14 protein-coding genes are annotated in these 16,964 nt (G+C 60.6%); 10 read left to right on the forward strand and 4 right to left on the reverse strand.

Annotated elements, in window-relative coordinates; genetic code table 11:
• Positions 1–607: 607 nt before the first annotated feature.
• The 6 genes from LRS06_RS17320 (at position 608) to LRS06_RS17345 (ending at position 8,173) form a co-directional block, all read left to right on the forward strand.
• Positions 608–1,201 carry a transferase hexapeptide repeat family protein gene (locus LRS06_RS17320; protein WP_257872640.1) on the forward strand — a complete coding sequence of 198 codons (594 nt, stop codon included), beginning with the start codon at positions 608–610 and terminating at the stop codon, positions 1,199–1,201.
• A gap of 75 nt (positions 1,202–1,276) precedes the next feature.
• Complete coding sequence (gene paaZ, locus LRS06_RS17325; RefSeq protein WP_257872641.1) at positions 1,277–3,328, forward strand: phenylacetic acid degradation bifunctional protein PaaZ; 2,052 nt, start codon at positions 1,277–1,279, stop codon at positions 3,326–3,328.
• 54 nt (positions 3,329–3,382) lie between these two features.
• Positions 3,383–4,060: a response regulator transcription factor gene (locus tag LRS06_RS17330; protein ID WP_257872642.1), complete on the forward strand. Its 678-nt coding sequence runs from the start codon at positions 3,383–3,385 to the stop codon at positions 4,058–4,060.
• A gap of 207 nt (positions 4,061–4,267) precedes the next feature.
• On the forward strand, positions 4,268–5,665 hold the full coding sequence (locus LRS06_RS17335; RefSeq protein WP_257872643.1) for a HAMP domain-containing sensor histidine kinase: 1,398 nt from the start codon (positions 4,268–4,270) through the stop codon (positions 5,663–5,665).
• Between the two features lie 117 nt (positions 5,666–5,782).
• On the forward strand, positions 5,783–7,384 hold the full coding sequence (locus LRS06_RS17340) for a SulP family inorganic anion transporter (protein ID WP_257872644.1): 1,602 nt from the start codon (positions 5,783–5,785) through the stop codon (positions 7,382–7,384).
• A gap of 54 nt (positions 7,385–7,438) precedes the next feature.
• Positions 7,439–8,173 (forward strand): carbonic anhydrase, encoded by a 735-nt coding sequence (locus LRS06_RS17345; protein WP_257872645.1) that lies wholly within the window; start codon positions 7,439–7,441, stop codon positions 8,171–8,173.
• 149 nt (positions 8,174–8,322) lie between these two features.
• Here LRS06_RS17345 and LRS06_RS17350 read toward each other — a convergent pair whose 3' ends face one another.
• The 3 genes from LRS06_RS17350 to LRS06_RS17360 are packed head-to-tail and all read right to left on the reverse strand — an operon-like array spanning position 8,323 to position 11,453.
• The gene (locus tag LRS06_RS17350; RefSeq protein WP_257872646.1) at positions 8,323–9,291 is read right to left on the reverse strand and encodes a hypothetical protein; all 969 of its coding nucleotides are present in this window, start codon (positions 9,289–9,291) and stop codon (positions 8,323–8,325) included.
• A 31-nt stretch (positions 9,292–9,322) separates the two neighbouring features.
• A complete protein-coding gene (locus tag LRS06_RS17355; RefSeq protein ID WP_257872647.1) occupies positions 9,323–10,906 on the reverse strand; it encodes a hypothetical protein in 1,584 nt (527 codons plus the stop codon).
• The gene (locus LRS06_RS17360; RefSeq protein WP_257872648.1) at positions 10,899–11,453 is read right to left on the reverse strand and encodes an RNA polymerase sigma factor; all 555 of its coding nucleotides are present in this window, start codon (positions 11,451–11,453) and stop codon (positions 10,899–10,901) included. The genes LRS06_RS17355 and LRS06_RS17360 overlap by 8 nt, the downstream gene beginning before the upstream one ends.
• Before the next feature lie 203 nt (positions 11,454–11,656).
• On the opposite strand from LRS06_RS17360, the gene LRS06_RS17365 reads away from it, so the two are divergent.
• Positions 11,657–12,448, forward strand: coding sequence for a PhzF family phenazine biosynthesis protein (locus LRS06_RS17365; RefSeq protein WP_257872649.1), 792 nt, complete (start codon positions 11,657–11,659; stop codon positions 12,446–12,448).
• 91 nt (positions 12,449–12,539) lie between these two features.
• Entirely contained in the window at positions 12,540–13,625 is a 1,086-nt protein-coding gene (locus LRS06_RS17370; protein WP_257872650.1) for a tetratricopeptide repeat protein, read from the forward strand.
• Positions 13,626–13,665: 40 nt separating this feature from the next.
• On the opposite strand, the gene ruvC is transcribed toward LRS06_RS17370, so the two are convergent.
• A complete protein-coding gene (gene ruvC / locus LRS06_RS17375) occupies positions 13,666–14,304 on the reverse strand; it encodes a crossover junction endodeoxyribonuclease RuvC (protein ID WP_257872651.1) in 639 nt (212 codons plus the stop codon).
• Positions 14,305–14,437: 133 nt separating this feature from the next.
• Between ruvC and LRS06_RS17380 the strand changes: the two genes are divergently transcribed.
• Positions 14,438–15,469, forward strand: coding sequence for a flippase-like domain-containing protein (locus tag LRS06_RS17380; RefSeq protein ID WP_257872652.1), 1,032 nt, complete (start codon positions 14,438–14,440; stop codon positions 15,467–15,469).
• A complete protein-coding gene (locus tag LRS06_RS17385; RefSeq protein ID WP_257872653.1) occupies positions 15,466–16,635 on the forward strand; it encodes a glycosyltransferase in 1,170 nt (389 codons plus the stop codon). Before LRS06_RS17380 ends, LRS06_RS17385 begins: the two co-directional genes overlap by 4 nt.
• The last annotated feature ends 329 nt before the right edge of the window (positions 16,636–16,964 follow it).

The raw sequence follows: 16,964 nt of genomic DNA on the forward strand, positions 1-16,964 counted from the left end.
AGCCAGAGGTGGGCTGCTGCTTTCGGGGAAAGTACAAGCTGTTTTCAGCCGGTAGGTAGAAACCTGGGAAGGGTAGGAGTAGGACTGCAGTAGGGTCAAAACGGAAGCCGGCCGACTCGGGAGCACCGAATCGGCCGGCTACACTGCTTTCGGTTACCAGCGGCGGCCGATCAGGCGCGCAGTACTCGAAAAACGCCAGATGGGGTGGGGTTACACCTGGCAAACAGGACGTGGGAATTTCATTATCAGCAAGCCGGGGGGATTTGCTTGCTGATAACGTTACAATAGTACGACATATCCTTTGATTGAAAGTAAGTACTGCCTCACTATTTTTTGTGAGTAGTCACTCACCGCCGCAATCGTGCCCGCAAACGTTTGATTTATTGACTTTTGGACAATTGTACATAATTTTGTCATTGTTGGTTCATGAGCTGTGGGAGGTGAGCCAGGGCGTTTCAGCAGGCGAAAATTCAGCGAGCAGCCAACGACGGCTTAAGCCCGGAAGTCAGTCCCGCCTGTTACTTTCGGGGTGTGGTAGCCGGGCAGAAGTGCAACCGCCCGGCCTGCTACCTTTGGCTGGCAGCTCTTAAAGCGCCGCTTTCATTCTATGATTTACGCATTCAACGGTTTTGTGCCGGTGGTTCACGAAACGGCTTTTGTGCATCCGCAGGCGACGGTTACAGGCAACGTCATCATTGGCCGGCAGGTGTACATCGGTCCGGGCGCCGCCATCCGCGGCGACTGGGGGCAGATCATCATTGAAGACAACTGCAACGTGCAGGAAAACTGCACCGTGCATATGTTCCCGGGTACTACTGTGCGGCTGCAGGAAATGGCTCACATCGGCCATGGTGCTATCATCCATGGCGCTACCATTGGCCGCAACGTGCTGGTGGGCATGAATGCCGTTATTATGGACCGCGTGCAGGTCGGCGACGAAAGCATCATCGGGGCGCTCAGCTTTATCCGGGCCGATGAGGTGATTCCGCCGCGCAGCCTCGTGGTGGGCAACCCGCACAAAATTATCCGGCAGGTAAGTGACGACATGCTGGCCTGGAAAACCGAGGGTACCCGCGTGTACATGCAACTGCCCGCCGACTGCCACGCCACGCTACGGGTCTGTGAGCCTCTGCGCGAAATTCCCGCCGACCGCCCGGTACAGGAAACGCATTACCAGACCTGGAATGAGCGCAGGCAGTAGCCCGAACTGCTCCATTTATCCTAAACATTATCCATCACGCGGGCTGCAAAGCTCACGCTTCTCTTTCCCACCCCTATGATCCCCACCCTCGAAAACTACGCCCTGGGCCGCTGGATGCCTGGCACCGGCGCCCAACAGGAACTTTACGATGCCAGCACCGGCGAAGTCGTAGCCATTGCCAACGGTGAAGGCCTCGACTTTGAGGCTATGCTCGACTACGGCCGCCGCGTGGGCAACAAGGCCCTGCGCAAGATGACCTTCCATGAGCGGGGCCGCATGATCAAGGCCCTGGCCCTGCATCTCGACAGTAAAAAGGAAGACTTCTACACGCTCAGCTACCGCAGCGGAGCCACCCGCGCCGACTCCTGGATTGATATTGAAGGCGGTATCGGCAACCTGTTCGCCAATGCCTCCCTGCGCCGCAAGTTTCCCGATAAACCGTTCTACGTGGAGTCGGACCCGATTGCGCTGTCGAAGGCCGGCAACTTCATGGGCCACCACATTCTGGTGCCGAAAGAAGGAGTAGCGGTGCACATCAACGCCTACAACTTCCCCATCTGGGGTATGCTGGAGAAAATTGCGGTGAACCTGCTGGCCGGTATGCCTGCCATCGTGAAGCCGGCCGTGCCCACCGCCTACCTGACCGAGGCCGTGGTGCGCGAAATCATCAAGTCGAAAATTCTGCCCGAGGGGGCGTTGCAGCTCGTGTGCGGCTCCGGCCACGGCATTCTGGACCACGTCACGTACCAGGATGTCGTCACCTTCACCGGCTCGGCCGAAACCGGCCGCAAGCTTAAGAGCCACCCGCGCATCATTTCCGAAGCCGTGCCCTTCAACCTGGAGGCCGACTCGTTGAACTCGGCCGTGCTGGGACCCGACGCTGTGCCGGGAACCGCGGAGTTCGACCTGTTCATCAAGGAAGTGCGCAAGGAAATGACGGCCAAAGCCGGGCAGAAATGCACCGCCATCCGCCGCATTATCGTGCCCTCAACCCTGGTGGAGGATGTGCAGATTGCGCTGGGGAAGGCCCTGGCGCAAACCACCGTGGGCCACCCGCAGGCCGAGGGGGTGCGCATGGGCGCACTGGCCGGCATGGACCAGGTGCGCAAAGTGCGCCAGCAGGTAGAGCAGCTGGCCAAAAATACGCCCATCGTGTACGGCGACTTGGACAACGTGCAGGTTATCGGCGGCGACTGCAAAGTAGGCGCGTTCATGTCGCCCATCGTGCTGCTGAACTCCGAGCCATTCCGGTTCACCGATACCCACGAGGTGGAAGCCTTTGGGCCGGTCGCTACGCTCATGCCTTATAAGGATGTAGACGAAGCCATTGCGCTTTCCAACCTGGGCAAAGGTTCCCTGGTATGCTCCGTGGCTACCAACGACCCCCACGTGGCGCAGGACTTTGTGCTGGGTGCGGCCACCCACCACGGCCGCATTCTGGTGCTGAACGGGGAAGTAGCCAAGGAAAGTACCGGGCACGGCTCCCCGCTGCCGCTGCTGGTGCACGGCGGCCCCGGCCGGGCCGGTGGCGGACAGGAAATGGGCGGCATGCGCGGCGTAGAGCACTTCATGCAGCGCGTAGCCATTCAGGGCTCCCCGAGCATGATTACGGCCATTACGGAGGTGTATCAGCCCAAAGCCCGGCAGATCGAAAAGGACAAGCACCCATTTCAGCACTACTTCGAGGAACTGGAAATAGGGCAGACGTACACGACTCACCGCCACACCATCACGGAAGCCGATATCACCAGCTTTGCCCAGGTGTCGGGCGACAATTTCTACGCCCACGTAGACGCCACCTCGCTGGAAGGGACCTTGTTTACGGGGCGCGTGGCCCACGGCTACTACATCCTGAGCAAGGCCGCCGGCATGTTTGTGGACCCGCGCAAAGGTCCCGTGCTGCTCAACTACGGCCTCGATGAGTGCCGCTTCACCAAGCCCGTGTACCCGGGCATGACCATCGGGGTGAAGCTGACCGTGAAGGAAAAAATCGGGCAGGAAAAGCGCGACGCCGAGGACGTAGCCAAGGGCATTGTGCGCTGGCTGGTAGACGTATCCGACGAAACCAGCGAAACCGTGGCCGTGGCTACCATCCTCACGATGGTAAAAAAACGCGACCAGGCATAACCTGAACGGCTGTGGCCGGGTTGGCAGCTAAGCATACCTAACTTTTTTGCCCTGATGAAGATACTGCTGGTAGAAGATGAGCCCAAAGTGGCGGCTTTCCTGGAAAAGGGCCTGAGCGAGCAAACCCACGCCGTGGATGTGGCCTACGACGGGCTGCAGGGTTTGCAGCAGGCCTTGGCCTCCAGCTATGACCTGATTGTGCTGGACCAGATGCTGCCGGGCCTCAATGGGCTGGATGTGTGCCGCCGCATCCGGGCGCAGAACACCAGCGTACCCATTCTGATGCTCACGGCCCTGGGCGAAACCGATGACAAAATCCGGGGCCTCGATGCCGGGGCCGACGACTACCTGGTAAAGCCCTTCGCGTTTCAGGAGCTGCTGGCGCGTATCCGGGCCCTCACGCGGCGGCGCCAGGAAAACCCGGCCGGCGAGGCCCCGCTCCGCCTGGCCGACCTCACGCTGGACCCCGTGCGCAAGCAGGTAATGCGGGCCGGGCAGCCCATTCAGCTCACGGCCCGGGAGTTTGCCTTGCTGCATTTTCTGCTGCGCAACCAGGGTAGGGTAGTGTCGCGGGTGGATATTCTGGAGCAGGTCTGGGAAACGTCCTTCGATACCGGTTCCAACGTTATCGACGTGTACATCAACTTCCTGCGCAAAAAAATTGACAAGGACTTTTCTCCTAAGCTTATCCACACGCTCGTGGGCATGGGCTATGTGCTGAAGGAGGACTGAAGTGGGTAGACGGTTGAATGGGTTGCTGGTCGAATGTCATTCCGAGTGGCGCATCAGGCCATGTACCGGAGCCGTTTGCCCGCGTGGTCATTGCAATGACAATATTTGCACCCGGAATGCCTCGACCAGCCCGACAGGACGTTCAGCCAGACAGCCATTCAACCAGAAGACCATTCGACCATCTACCCATTCAAGCAAGTAACTACCATGACGATACGGATGCGGCTGGCTTTGCAGTTTGGAGTCATCCTGGCCGTGACGCTGATCCTGTTTTCGAGCCTGGTGTACTACTTCAGCTACCGCACCGGCCGCGACGTCTTCACCAGCAGCTTGTTTGCGCGGGCGCTGGTGGTAGGTCACGTATACGCCGATGGCGCCAACCGCACCGATGAGGCCAGCCGCGCCTCGTATAGACGCTATCTGCGCCAGTTCTACCGCACCCTGCCCGAGGAGGAGGTGCGGGTGTATGATGAACGGTCCCGGCTGGTTTTCCGCGAAGGCGCCACGCCGCAGGCCAAGGTGCCCTCCAACCGGCTGGAGGCCGTGCGGCAGAGTGGGCGGGAAGTATGGCGGGAGCACGACTTCCGACAAACAGTAGGCCTGCGCTACCACGACCTGCAGCGGCAGCGCACCTTCGTTATCATGGCCTCGTCGATGGACACGGACCATGCCAAGCAGCTGACCAGCCTGCGCGTAATTCTGGGCGGCGGACTGCTGGTGGCGCTGGTGCTGGTAGGCATTGGGGGCTGGTTTTTTGCCGGGCAGGCCTTGCGGCCCATGCAGCGCATGGTGCAGGAAGTGGATGGCATTACGGGCTCCGACCTGCACCGCCGCCTTTCGCAGGCCCAGGATGGGCAGGACGAGGTGTCGCACCTGGCGCAGCGCTTCAACCGCCTGCTCGACCGGCTGGAAACCGCTTTCGTGGGCCAGCGCACGTTCGTGCGCGACGCCTCCCACGAGTTGCGCACCCCGCTTACCTCGCTCATCGGGGAGCTGGAAGTAGCGCTGCTCCAGAAGGAACGCCCGGCCGCCGAGTATCGGCGCGTGCTGCAAAGTATCCTGGATGCGGCCCGCCTGCTTAAAGACCTCACCAACGGCCTGCTGCAGATTGCCCGCGCTTCCGACGACCCTTCGCAGATTGCCCGCACTAACATCCGCCTCGACGAATTGCTGCTGCAGGCCCACGAGGAAATGCAGCGCCGCCACCCCACCAGCCGCATCGACCTGGAGTTTCAGGAGGCAGCATCGGCCACGCCGTATCTGGTGTGGGGCAATGAGGCTCTGCTGCTCTCGGCTATGCTGAACGTGCTCGAAAACGCCTGCAAGTTCTCCACCCAGACAGAGCAGCCCATAGTAGCCAGCCTAAGCACCCAAGCCGGCCGCGTGAGTTTGCTGGTGCACGACCAGGGCGTGGGCATGAGTGAGGCCGACCGCAAGCAGGTTTTCGTGCCATTCTTTCGGGCCGAAGCCGTGCGCACCGTGCCCGGCCATGGCATCGGACTGCCGCTCACGGCCAAGATTATGGCTTTGCATGGGGGCGAAATCCGGGTGCAAAGCCAGTTGGGGCAGGGCACCAGCGTATGGCTGGAAATGCCCGCCGCGTAGAAAAGGGGTTTAATCCGAATTTAATTCTCTTTTAACCGGGGCTTAACGCCCTTGGTCTATCCTTGTAGTCCGAAGTTGGCCTGCTCCGGGTGGAGCGCTTTATCCTACTCGTCCTACATGGTTTCTCAATCTCCTGTTTCCGGCTCTCCCACCGTTGCGCCGGCGCCCCGTTCCCCCTTCAGCTCCTTGGCCAGTGATGTGCCAGCCGGGCTGGTTGTTTTTCTGGTTGCTTTGCCGCTGTGCTTGGGCATAGCCCTGGCTTCCAACGCACCCCTGCTGTCGGGCATCATTGCCGGTATGGTGGGCGGGTTGATCGTATCCTTGCTCAGCGGCTCGCAGCTGAGCGTGAGCGGTCCGGCCGCGGGGCTTACGGCCATCATCGTTACGGCCATTCAAACGCTCGGCTCATTTGAGGCGCTCCTGGCGGCCGTGGTTATAGCAGGAGCCGTGCAGGTGCTGCTGGGCGTGTTCCGGGCCGGCTTTGTGGCGCTGTATTTCCCTTCCTCGGTTATCCGGGGTATGCTGGCGGCTATTGGCCTTATTCTGATTCTCAAGCAGATACCTCACTTTTTGGGAGCCGATGCCGACTACTTTGAGGACATGACCTTTCTGCAGTTCGACGGGCAGAATACCTTCTCGGCCATCCAAAGCGCCCTGAACGCCATCAGCCCGGGCTCGGCTCTGATCGGCCTTTTCTCGCTGGGGCTGCTGCTGCTGTGGGATAATGTGCTGGTAAAGAAGGTGAAGGCGCTGCGCCTGGTGCCGGCGGCACTGGTGGTTGTTATCCTCTCCATTCTGATTAACACGATGCTCGATACGGCCGCGCCCACGCTGCGCATCCGCCCCGAGCACTTGGTGCAGTTGCCCCGGATTACGTCCCTGAATGACTTCCTGAATACGTTCACCATGCCCGACTGGTCGGCCTTCATGCGGCCAGCCACTTACACCGTGGGTCTGACCATTGCCATTGTGGCCTCGCTGGAAAGCTTGCTGAGTGTAGAAGCTGTGGACAAGCTGGATCCGCACAACCGCGTGACGCCACCCAACCGTGAACTGCTGGCTCAGGGTTTGGGCAACATGGTAAGCGGGGTGCTCGGCGGCCTGCCGCTTACGGCCGTTATCGTGCGCAGCTCGGCCAACATCAACGCCGGCGCCCAGACGCGCATGTCGGCTTTTGTACACGGGCTGCTGCTGCTGGTGAGTCTGCTGTTTCTGGGGCCGGTGCTCAACCATATCCCGCTCTCGGCGCTGGCCGCGGTGCTGCTGGTGGTTGGTTTCCGCCTGACCCGCCCTATGCTCTACCGCAATCAGTTTCAGCTGGGCTGGCAGCAGTTTCTGCCCTTTATCATCACGGTGCTGGCCATCCTGTTCACGGATCTGCTGAAAGGCGTGACGATAGGGTTGGTTGCAGGTATCTTCTTTGTGCTGAAGGCCAACTACGAGCAGGCCTTCTTCCTGAGTGCCGCCAACACCCCGCACCAGCCCGATACCATCTACCTGAAGCTGGCTGAGCAAGTATCGTTTCTCAATAAAGCCAGCATTGTGAAGGTCCTGACTGAGTTACCCGACAACGCGCATGTGGTCATCGACGGCTCCAACTCCGCTTCTATTGACTACGACGTGCTGGAAGTAATTGAAAACTTCCGCCTCGCAGCCCCCGACCGGGGTATCCGTTTGGAACTCGTAGACGTACCTCAGGTAGCCGTACTGGGTCACTAGTCAGCCGGCGTCCTCCCACCCGCTTTTTCTTCGTACCGTTTCCCTTTTCCCTGTATGCAAGGCATCGAATCCATCCTGGACAACAACCGCAAGTGGGTGAAAACCATGCGCGCCTCCGACCCGGACTTTTTCAATCGTCTGGCCGATGGCCAGAAACCCCGTTACCTGTTTATCGGCTGCTCCGATTCCCGCGTGCCTGGTAGCGCCATCACCGGCACCGGCCCGGGCGAAATGTTCACCCACCGCAACATAGCCAACGTGGTAGTGAACACCGATTTCAACCTGCTTTCGGTGTTGCAGTACGCGGTAGAAGTGCTGGGGGTGCAGGACATTATGGTAGTAGGCCACTACGGCTGCGGCGGGGTGGCGGCGGCAGCCAGCAACAAGCAGTACGGCCTCATCGACAACTGGCTCACCAACATCCGCGACGTTATCCGGGTGCATGATCAGGAGTTGCAGAGTATCACTGACGAAGATTCCCGTCTGCGCCGCCTGGTAGAGCTGAACGTGATAGAACAGGTACGGAACCTGGCTAAAACCAGCATTATCCAGAACGCCCGCAAGCGCGACAACCCACCCCGCCTGCACGGCCTCGTCTACGACATCAAGGAAGGCTTGCTAAAGGATCTGAAGGTGGAAGATGACCTGATTCACGAACTGGAGCACATTTACGGCACTAAGTCTGCCGAGGAACATGCCCAGGATGAGCACGAAAAGTACGCCGAGAAGGTGCTGGAAGACCAAGTGGACATGCAGCTGCCTGATGACATAGGAACAGCTGCAAAATAGACGAACATACGGCCAAAGCTGAGAAATAAGAGCTGGCTAACGCTGCATAAAAAAGCCCCTGACTATTTCCCTTCCAGCATGTGGGAGGGAAATAGTCAGGGGCTTTTCGTTGATAGGATCGTGGTGGGTGGTTGAACTATAAGAGGTAGTTACTTTATAATTTTCAGGGAGTCAACCAGCGCGTTCGGGGTTATTTCCAGCAGCGCCGGCTCAACGTTGACGCGGCCGTTGACCACGGTTTTCTGGCGGTTGTAGTACAGCTTCCCGTTCAGCGTACGAATGACGACGATGCTAACCGCGCTTCCCAGCGGAATGCCCGGACTCTTGATTTTGCCGGGCCCGGCGTATTCGCAGATCTTAATGGCCGTATTGTCGGTGTTAAAGAGGACGTAGGCCACGGTGTTTTTGACCAGATCAACCTCTTCCCCCACAATGTTGGCAATGATGGTGTCTTTGGGCGCGTCGGGCAGAAAACGGTCGAAGTTGATCCAGTCGTAGCCCGCGTTCAGTACGGCCCCGCTTACCTGTCCCGTAGCAATTTGCCCATCCGTGGTAAGTGCTGAGCTGTCAACGGGCTGCCATTGAAAGCAGCGGGAGGTGCCGGCGCCGGGTGTGGCGCCCACGAACATCTGCATGCCGCTCATGGACGTAACGGAGGCGGGAATGGCCGCGCTGAATTTGACGGAAGCGCCATCGGCCCATTTCACCTTTTCCTGCGGGGCCAGGTAAAACTCCCCGGCCGACTCCAGCAGCTGCCCGTTGCTGATGGTGGGCATAGCCGACAGAACCATATCCGCCTTGCTGAAAACCTCCCGCATTTCCAGGTGTACCGGGCCGGTAAATGGCTGCCCGCTCTCGGTCACGAAAGCATTGGGAGAAACCAGAATAACGGTGCCCTGGCTGCCGGTGAAGACGTTTTCCCGGGTAGGATCGTAGATGAACTGCTGCACCGGCGGGCCCAGCTTACTGGGTATGTCCTGGATGTTAGCCGGTGTTGTCAGTATTGGTGGTGGAGGAGGGCCGTCCTCGCAGATTATCACGCTGGGGGTAAGCTCGCACCCAGCCAGGGCGGCCAGCAGCAACGCCGCTCCGAAAACTTGTTGGTAGGTCAGTTTCATATCAAAGAGAGAAGCCTGGACAAGGGAATAATTATTTTTTGCGCGGGTTCAGCTCCCAGCTCATGCCTACTTCCACTCCCAGGTTCCAGGGGCGGCGCGGCGCTTTCGATTGACTGGGGTTGGTGATGGAGGTGAGGAAGTACTGGGCCTGGGGCCGCACGCTCAGCCACTGGCCCAGCGCGGTCTGGTAGTTGGCAAAGGCCCCGGCCGTGAGCAGCAGGCTGCTGGACCGATAGGGCGAGGAAACGCCGGGTGCCCAGTCCTGCTGCGTGCAGGCACAGGCACTGCCTTCCGTGGTGCGCGAGCCGGTGCGCAAGGCCAAGGTGGCCCCGCCCATCGAGCCCACACTCCAGCGGTGGTTGCCAGCCAGCCGGTAGCGCGCCTGCACCGGAATGATGAAATAGCGGTGCACGTCGCGGAAGGAAACCCGCGTACCCGTTTCCTGGGAAGTCTTGCGCAGCATGTAGTCAAGCGAAGTAGCGTACTCCGAATAGCCCACGCCCGCCGACGCGGTCAGCAGCCGGTTGAGGGCATACGTGACGCCTACGCGACCCGAGAAACTGGTGCCGGGCTTTTCCAGCTTTTCCAGCTGGGTAGGCGAGCCGCCGAGCGTGCGGTAGGAAATACCGGAACCGCCCAGCAGCTCCACGCCAAAGCCGCGCAGGATGATGTCTTTGCGGGAGCGTTTCACCCGGGGGCGGCGCTTTTTGTGTACTTCCGGCTCTTCCGGTGTCAGGTCGGGGGCCTGCATGTGGCGGAGCGCAATGGGCTCGTAGCTGATTTTGACGGGCTTGGTTTTCCCGGTAGCCTCCCGGCGCTTGCCGGCCGCTGCGCTGTTAGCCGCGCCTGCCGCCCAATCGGGCTGCCCGGAACGTCCGGCGCGCCGACGCACGGCTTTGTTGGAGCTACCGGCAAGGCTGTGCCCCAGCGAAGCTTCCCGCGCCGCAGCATCTAGAGTACTTGATTTCCTGGAATGCCGGGACCCGGTGCGGCTGCGGCGGCCATTCACGGTAGCTGCCAGAGCCATGGGTACCGCTTTTTTGCGGCGGGTGGAGGTAGATGCCACGCTACGCCGGGATGCATTGGATTCTTCGTCCGTCTCATTGCCGGGCAACGGTTTACGCGTGCGGCCAGCAAGGGGCAGCAGGGTTGGCCGCACCTTGCGGGTGGGCGCCGTAGCCAGATTGCCGGCCACGCCAGATTCATCAGCGTTTTTCAGGTTAGCGGAGGCTAGCTCGTGGCTGGCTGCCTGATTGCCGGCTGTGCGGCCTGCCTCAGAACCCGCAGCAACTCCGGGCGCGCCGGCAGCCCGGGCACCTGCCAGATCCGACGTTTCATCAGCCTGCCGGGCATGTCCTACTTTCGCTACCGACACCGCTTCTGGCCCGGATGGCCCGGCCAGGCCCGTGCGCAGCATAGAGGAAGGTACTACTCCCTCGTAGATAACGAAGCTACCGATCAGCAAAAGCAACAGAAGCGGCCAGCGGCGCCGGTTTTTGGGCTTGGGTAGCTGTTGCTGAATCCCGGACCAGACGGCCTCGGGCACAGGGCTGCCGAAATCGTGCAGCTTGTGGCGCAGATCGTTGTAAAATTGTTCCGATTCTTGTTCAGTCATTACCGTGAGTTGTAGAGGCTAACACGAACAGCCGCTCTTCGAGAAGACGACGTGCCCGCGACAGTTGTGATTTGCTGGTACCTTCCGAGATGCCCAGCAGCGTGCTAATCTCGGCGTGGCTGTAGCCCTCAATGGCGTACAGGTTGAGAACGGTGCGGTAGCCCAGGGGCAGCTGGCCGATCATCCGAACGAGTTCCTCAGCCGACATCTGGTCGAAGGGAGTGCCATCGGGGTGAGCCAGGTCCAGTGCTTCTTCGGCTTCCACCTGCTGGCCCCGCTGCCGGTGCTGGTGGTAGGCGTTCAGGGCCGTGGTGACGGCAATACGCCGGGCCCAGGCCTCGAAGGGCCCCTGGCTGCGGTATTGCTCCAGGCGGGTAAATAGTTTGACGAACGTGAGCTGCAGCGCGTCCTCCGCCTCTTCGCGGGAAGGGCAGTAGCGCAGGCACACGCCCATCAGCTGGTAGCCCAGCCGCTCGTATAAGGCTCTTTGGGCTGCTGGCTGATTGCGGCGGCATCCTTCAAGTAGAGCGTCAATCGTATCAGCCATTGGCGGATAAATAAAAAAGTAGTAAAAGTATTTGCGCTAGCGTTCTGTCCCCATGACCGGGGTGGCCGGGTGGCGGTTGCGTGAAGAAAAAATATATTTCAGACCTGGTCGCCAGGCCGGTGCAGCTAGGAAAGAAATAGCGGGCGCCGTAGCTTCGGCTGCCGGCAGCCAGTCTGCCCCATTGTAGCTCTTTCCACGCGCCTATGCAACTCCCGCTCTACCAGGTCGACGCCTTCACCGATACCCTGTTTGCCGGCAACCCCGCCGCCGTGTGCCCGCTCTCGGAGTGGCTGCCCGCCGAAACCATGCAGGCCATTGCCGCCGAAAACAACCTGGCGGAAACCGCCTTTTTCGTGCCCCGCAGCGGGGCTGAGTTTGAAATTCGTTGGTTTACGCCCACGGTGGAGGTAGAGCTCTGCGGCCACGCTACGCTGGCCTCGGCCCACGTGCTCTACCAGCACCGGGGTTTTGTGGGCCCGGAAATCGTGTTTCATAGCCAGAGCGGCCCGCTGCGGGTTAGCCGAGCCGAAGCCGGCCGTCTGACCCTAGACTTCCCGGCCCGGCCCCCGCAGCCCATCAGCCTGCACCCCGAGGGGCTACTCGACGGCTTGCGGGCCACACCCCTGCAGCTGCTGGCCGGACCCGATCTGGTTTGCGTGTTTGGTAGCGAGGATGAGGTGCGGGCCCTGCGCCCCGATATGGCCCACCTTATCAAGGTAGAGTACCGCGCCGTTATTGCCACCGCGCCTGGGCCTGAGGGTATTGACTTTGTGTCGCGCTTCTTTGGGCCAAGGGTGGGCGTGCCGGAAGATCCGGTGACAGGTTCGGCGCACACCACGCTGGTGCCGTACTGGGCGGCCCGCCTCGGCAAAACTCATCTGCACGCCCGCCAGGTTTCGGCCCGGGGCGGCGACCTGTGGTGCGAGCTGCGCGACGACCGGGTGCTGATGAGCGGCCACGCCGTCACGTATCTGCGCGGGGAGATTGAGGTGTAGAATCTCTCCATTATTGCACTCCTAATCCATTTATCATCTTGTCATCCGGGTCCAACTACCTCCTTTTTTGCTGGCCCGCTCACCTCAGCTTATGCGGACACTACTTTATCGGCTTGCTTTTGTAGCAGCTCTGAATACCCTTTCCTACGCCAGCTTCGGGCAGGCAACTTCCGATGATGACCCGGTAAAAAAGCTGATTTCAGAAGGCGTAGCACTACACGATGCAGGCAAGTATGATGCTGCTCTTGCCCGGTACCAAGAGGCCCTAAAGTTGCAGCCTCAAGACGTTATTACCCAGGCAGAAATGGCCATTACCTATTATGCGCTGGGTAAATACGAAGAAGCCTTGACCCTGTCTCGCCAGGCCATTGCCTCACCAGGTAAAAAAGGACCTAATATATACGCCACCTATGCCAACTCCCTCGATGCCCTGAACCGCCCTGCCGAGGCCGAGCAAGCCTACCGCGACGGGCTAAAAGAGTTTCCGAACTACTACCTGCTACTGTACAACCTGGGTGTAACTCAGTACGGTATGAAGAAATATGACGATGCCCAGCAAAGCTTTCAGCAGGCTGTGCAGGCCAACCCCAACCATCCTGGTTCTAACCTGAGTTGGGGCTTGGGCTTGGTAGATCGGGGCAAGCGAATTCCGGCTATTCTAGCGCTGGCCAATTTTCTGCTATTGGAGCCCAACACTAAGCGCTCCTACGAAAACCTGCACCAACTGCACCAGCTCATGAGCGAAGGAGTGGAGAAGACGGCTGGAGGTGGGACTGTAATCCGAGTGGATTCAAGTAAGCTTAAGGCCAGCAAGAAAGGCAAGCAAAAGGCCAAAGCTGATGATTTTGGCAGTAGTGAGTTAATGTTGTCCTTATTGAGTACCATGGATAACTTGCCCCCAGAACTGGCAAAAAACCCTGTAGAAACCTTTGGCTTCCAGTTTAATATGTTATGTCAGGGATTAGTGAAAAAAGAGGCTGCGCCGACCGGTTTTGCGGCTACACACTATGTACCCTTTTTCAATGAAATGGGTAGCAAAGGCCACATGACCACTTTCGCCTACCTTATTCACTTCTCCGACGACGAGAAGCCCTACGCGCGGCAGTGGCTCGAGCAGCATCCCGACGAACTAAAAGACTTAATAAGCTTCGTTAGCGAATACAATTGGGCTAAGTAATCAAACTATGTGTACGCGGGCTAAGTAGCCTAAGCCTCCTCTACGCCGCCGGCTTTTTGCGGGTGGCGGCCAGCTTCTTGCCGGCTACCGGGGCGGCCAGCTTGTCGGGGTTGTCGGCCAGGAACTTGCCCCAGCTTTTGCCGCCGGCCTTCACGTTGTTGCCTTTCTGGTAGTGGTGGCAGAGGGCCACGCCCAGGGCATCGGTGGCATCCAGAAACTTGGACGCTTCCTCAATGGGGGGCAGCCGCAGCGTCTGGCGGAGCATGTGGGCCACCTGCTCCTTGGTGGCGTTGCCCGAGCCCGTTACGGCCTGCTTTACTTTGGTGGGCGCGTACTCCACGTACGGAATCTGGCGCGACAAACAGGCGGCAATAGCCACGCCCTGGGCCCGCCCCAGCTTGAGCATACTCTGCACGTTCACCCCAAAAAATGGCGCTTCAATGGCTAGCTCATCGGGCAGAAACTCGTCGATCAGCTCCAGCATCCGCTCAAAAATCCGCTTGAGCTTGAGGGCGTGGTTGCTGCCGATTTTCTTCATATCAATGACGTCGTAGCACAGCACGGTCACCTGCTGGCCCCGCACCTCAATCACGGCGTAGCCCATAATCTGGGTGCCGGGGTCTACGCCCATGATGACTTTGGGCAGTAGCTCAGAGGAAGAGGCAAGGGGCAGAATCATAGAAGAAAGCTGTTAGCGGCGGGCTACCGGCGGTTGGCTGGATCAAACAAGAAAACCGGCCGGCGGAGGGTCTGGTAGCCAACAGCCAGAAGCTAACGGCTAACTTGCCGAAGTTACGCAACAACCCGCCGTTTTGCCCCAGCCCAAGCCCCAAAACTACGCACGAAAGCCCGAAGAACCTGCAAGCCGCCGGCGCGTCTGGGTGATTCTGGGCAAGCTGCTCATCACCGGACTCACGCTGGCGTTGCTGTATCACTCGGTAGTGGCCGATGCTGCCACGGCCGCTGCCTGGCGCCAGCTGCTGCACACGGCCCTGGCCGGCGCCGGGCGCGGCCCCGTGCTGCTGGCTTTGGCGCTGGTGCCCGTCAACTGGGGCCTGGAAGCCTGGAAGTGGTGGCGGCTGGCCCGGCACCTGGAGCCGGTATCGTTCCGGCGGGCCTTCCGGGCGGTGCTGGTGGGCCTCACCCTGGGTTTTGTAACCCCCAACCGCGTGGGCGACTATGCCGGCCGCATCATCGAGCTCAAAAGCCGCCGCCTCGACGCCCTGGGGGCGGTGTTTCTGGGGCGCTACTGCCAGCTGGTGGCCACGGTGGTAGCCGGCTCCCTGGGGCTGATGTACTTCTTGTTTCGGTTTTACCTGCCCGGGTACGCTGCCACCAAGCTGGGCGTGCTGGTGGCCGTACTGCTGCTGAACGTCGCCGTGCTGGTGCCGCTTTACCGCAGCCGGCTGCTGCTGAGCCTGTTCACGGCAGTGCGGCCGCTGCGGCGCTTCCGGCGCTATCTGGCCGTGATGCCCACGTATCCGGCGCGGCTGCTTTCGGCGGTGCTGGCCGGGGCGGGCCTGCGCTACGCCGTGTTCTGTCTGCAATTCGGGTTGCTGCTCTATGCTTACGGGGCCCGGCCCGCCGTAGGACCTGCCCTGGCCGCCATTGCGGGTACGTTGCTGCTCAAGTCGTTGGTGCCCTCGCTTAATGCCCTGGCCGACGTGGGCGTGCGGGAGCTGTCGGCCACGCACCTGTTTGGGCTGCTGGGCGAGCCGGTGCTGCCCGTACTCAGCGCCAGCCTAAGCTTGTGGGTCATCAACATTGCCCTGCCCAGCGCGGCCGGACTGCTGTTCGTGCTGCGGCTGCGGGTGTTTCGGAAGCGTCAACCCACTGCCCCATGATGAGCCTGTTCACGCTGCTGGGCGCAGGCCTGGCCACTGCTTACCTGGAGCAGATGGTCCGCTTCCGGCGTGCCTGGCAGCGCCTGCCGGTGCACTCGGCAGCTACTCCCTCTGACTCGATTCCTGAAGCCGGCCCAGCCTTTTCTATCCTGGTAGCGGCCCGTAACGAAGCGGCCACACTACCTGGCCTGCTGGCCGACCTGGCCCGGCAGCTGCCGGTGCGCGGCGGATTTGAGGTGCTGATTGTGGACGACCACTCCACCGATACCACGGCGGCGCTGGTAGCTCAGACCGCCGCGGCCGTGCCGTTCCCGCTCCGCCTGCTGCGCCTGGCCGACAACCCCACGCAGCCTACTGGCAAAAAAGCCGCCATTGCCGCCGCCATTGCCGCTGCCCGTGCCCCCTGGCTGCTGCTCACCGACGCCGACTGCCGCGTGCCCGCCGGCTGGGTGCGTGCCTACGCCGCCGTGGCGCAGGCCGAGCCCGCCGTGCAGTTTATCAGCGGGCCGGTGCTGCTTACGGGCCAGGGCTGGCTGGCCACGCTGCAAGGCTTAGAGCTGGCCGGATTGGTAGGAGTGGGGGCTGCTTCCATTGGGTTGAATGCGCCTACCATGTGCAACGGTGCCAACCTGGCCTACCGCCGCGCTGCCTTCGAGGCCGTGCGGGGCTTTGCCGGCAACGAAGCCATTGCCAGCGGCGACGACGAATTTCTGCTTCATAAGCTCCACCAGCAGTTTTCCGAAGGTATCCGCTTTCTGAAAACGCCCGAGGCTGTCGTCCGGACGGCCGCCCAGCCTACGCTGCGGCGGTTGCTGGCCCAACGGGTGCGCTGGGCCAGCAAATGGCAGCATTACCAGACGGCCGCGCCCCGGCAACTGGCCGTCATGGTGCTCCTGGCCAACCTGCTGTTTCCATTGGGGGCGCTGCTGTGGTGGTTTCGCCCCCAGGATGGCCTCTGGATTCTGGGCGCCTGGCTGCTGAAACTGCTTGGCGACGGGCTGCTGCTGGGGCCGGTGCTGCGGTTTCTGGGGCGGCCGGGCTGGCTGACGTGGGTGCCCATTTTGCAGCTGGCTTACGGGCCGTATGCCTTGCTGGTGGGTTTGCTGGGGCTGCGCGGGGGCTACGAGTGGAAAGGCCGCCAGGTGCGGGCACTAAAGAACAAGTAACCCGCGAGCAGGGGAAGGCAGCCCGGTGTTGCACGCAATACTTGCACGGCCTGCTTGAGTGTAGTCAGTTGATCGAGGGCGGCTTTAAACTCAGCAAATGTTTGCGGCGGGCTAGCAACCACATCTTCTGCCGTGCCTACACTTTGCGTTACGGTGGAAAGCAGCGTAGTAAAACTATCGGTACTCCCGCCAATCAAGGTAAGAATATCCCAGCCCAGCGCTTGGAAGAAACGGAGTTGGTCAGAAGCCAGTGTCAGCGGTGCGAACAGACGCGGTACTTCGGTAAGAGACGTTGAAAGAACCACTGAGGCATAGAGGGTACGACATGA

The organism is Hymenobacter sp. J193 (assembly GCF_024700075.1).
Taxonomy (GTDB): domain Bacteria; phylum Bacteroidota; class Bacteroidia; order Cytophagales; family Hymenobacteraceae; genus Hymenobacter.

Bases quoted from the DNA above. Each gene is read 5' to 3' on its own strand.
- LRS06_RS17320 (WP_257872640.1), top strand. From the start codon at position 608: ATGATTTACGCATTCAACGGTTTTGTGCCGGTGGTTCACGAAACGGCT.
- LRS06_RS17350 (WP_257872646.1), bottom strand. From the start codon at position 9,291: ATGAAACTGACCTACCAACAAGTTTTCGGAGCGGCGTTGCTGCTGGCC.
- LRS06_RS17345 (WP_257872645.1), top strand. From the start codon at position 7,439: ATGCAAGGCATCGAATCCATCCTGGACAACAACCGCAAGTGGGTGAAA.
- LRS06_RS17330 (WP_257872642.1), top strand. From the start codon at position 3,383: ATGAAGATACTGCTGGTAGAAGATGAGCCCAAAGTGGCGGCTTTCCTG.
- LRS06_RS17340 (WP_257872644.1), top strand. From the start codon at position 5,783: ATGGTTTCTCAATCTCCTGTTTCCGGCTCTCCCACCGTTGCGCCGGCG.
- LRS06_RS17335 (WP_257872643.1), top strand. From the start codon at position 4,268: ATGACGATACGGATGCGGCTGGCTTTGCAGTTTGGAGTCATCCTGGCC.
- LRS06_RS17370 (WP_257872650.1), top strand. From the start codon at position 12,540: ATGCGGACACTACTTTATCGGCTTGCTTTTGTAGCAGCTCTGAATACC.
- ruvC (WP_257872651.1), bottom strand. From the start codon at position 14,304: ATGATTCTGCCCCTTGCCTCTTCCTCTGAGCTACTGCCCAAAGTCATC.
- LRS06_RS17385 (WP_257872653.1), top strand. From the start codon at position 15,466: ATGATGAGCCTGTTCACGCTGCTGGGCGCAGGCCTGGCCACTGCTTAC.
- LRS06_RS17365 (WP_257872649.1), top strand. From the start codon at position 11,657: ATGCAACTCCCGCTCTACCAGGTCGACGCCTTCACCGATACCCTGTTT.
- LRS06_RS17355 (WP_257872647.1), bottom strand. From the start codon at position 10,906: ATGACTGAACAAGAATCGGAACAATTTTACAACGATCTGCGCCACAAG.
- paaZ (WP_257872641.1), top strand. From the start codon at position 1,277: ATGATCCCCACCCTCGAAAACTACGCCCTGGGCCGCTGGATGCCTGGC.
- LRS06_RS17360 (WP_257872648.1), bottom strand. From the start codon at position 11,453: ATGGCTGATACGATTGACGCTCTACTTGAAGGATGCCGCCGCAATCAG.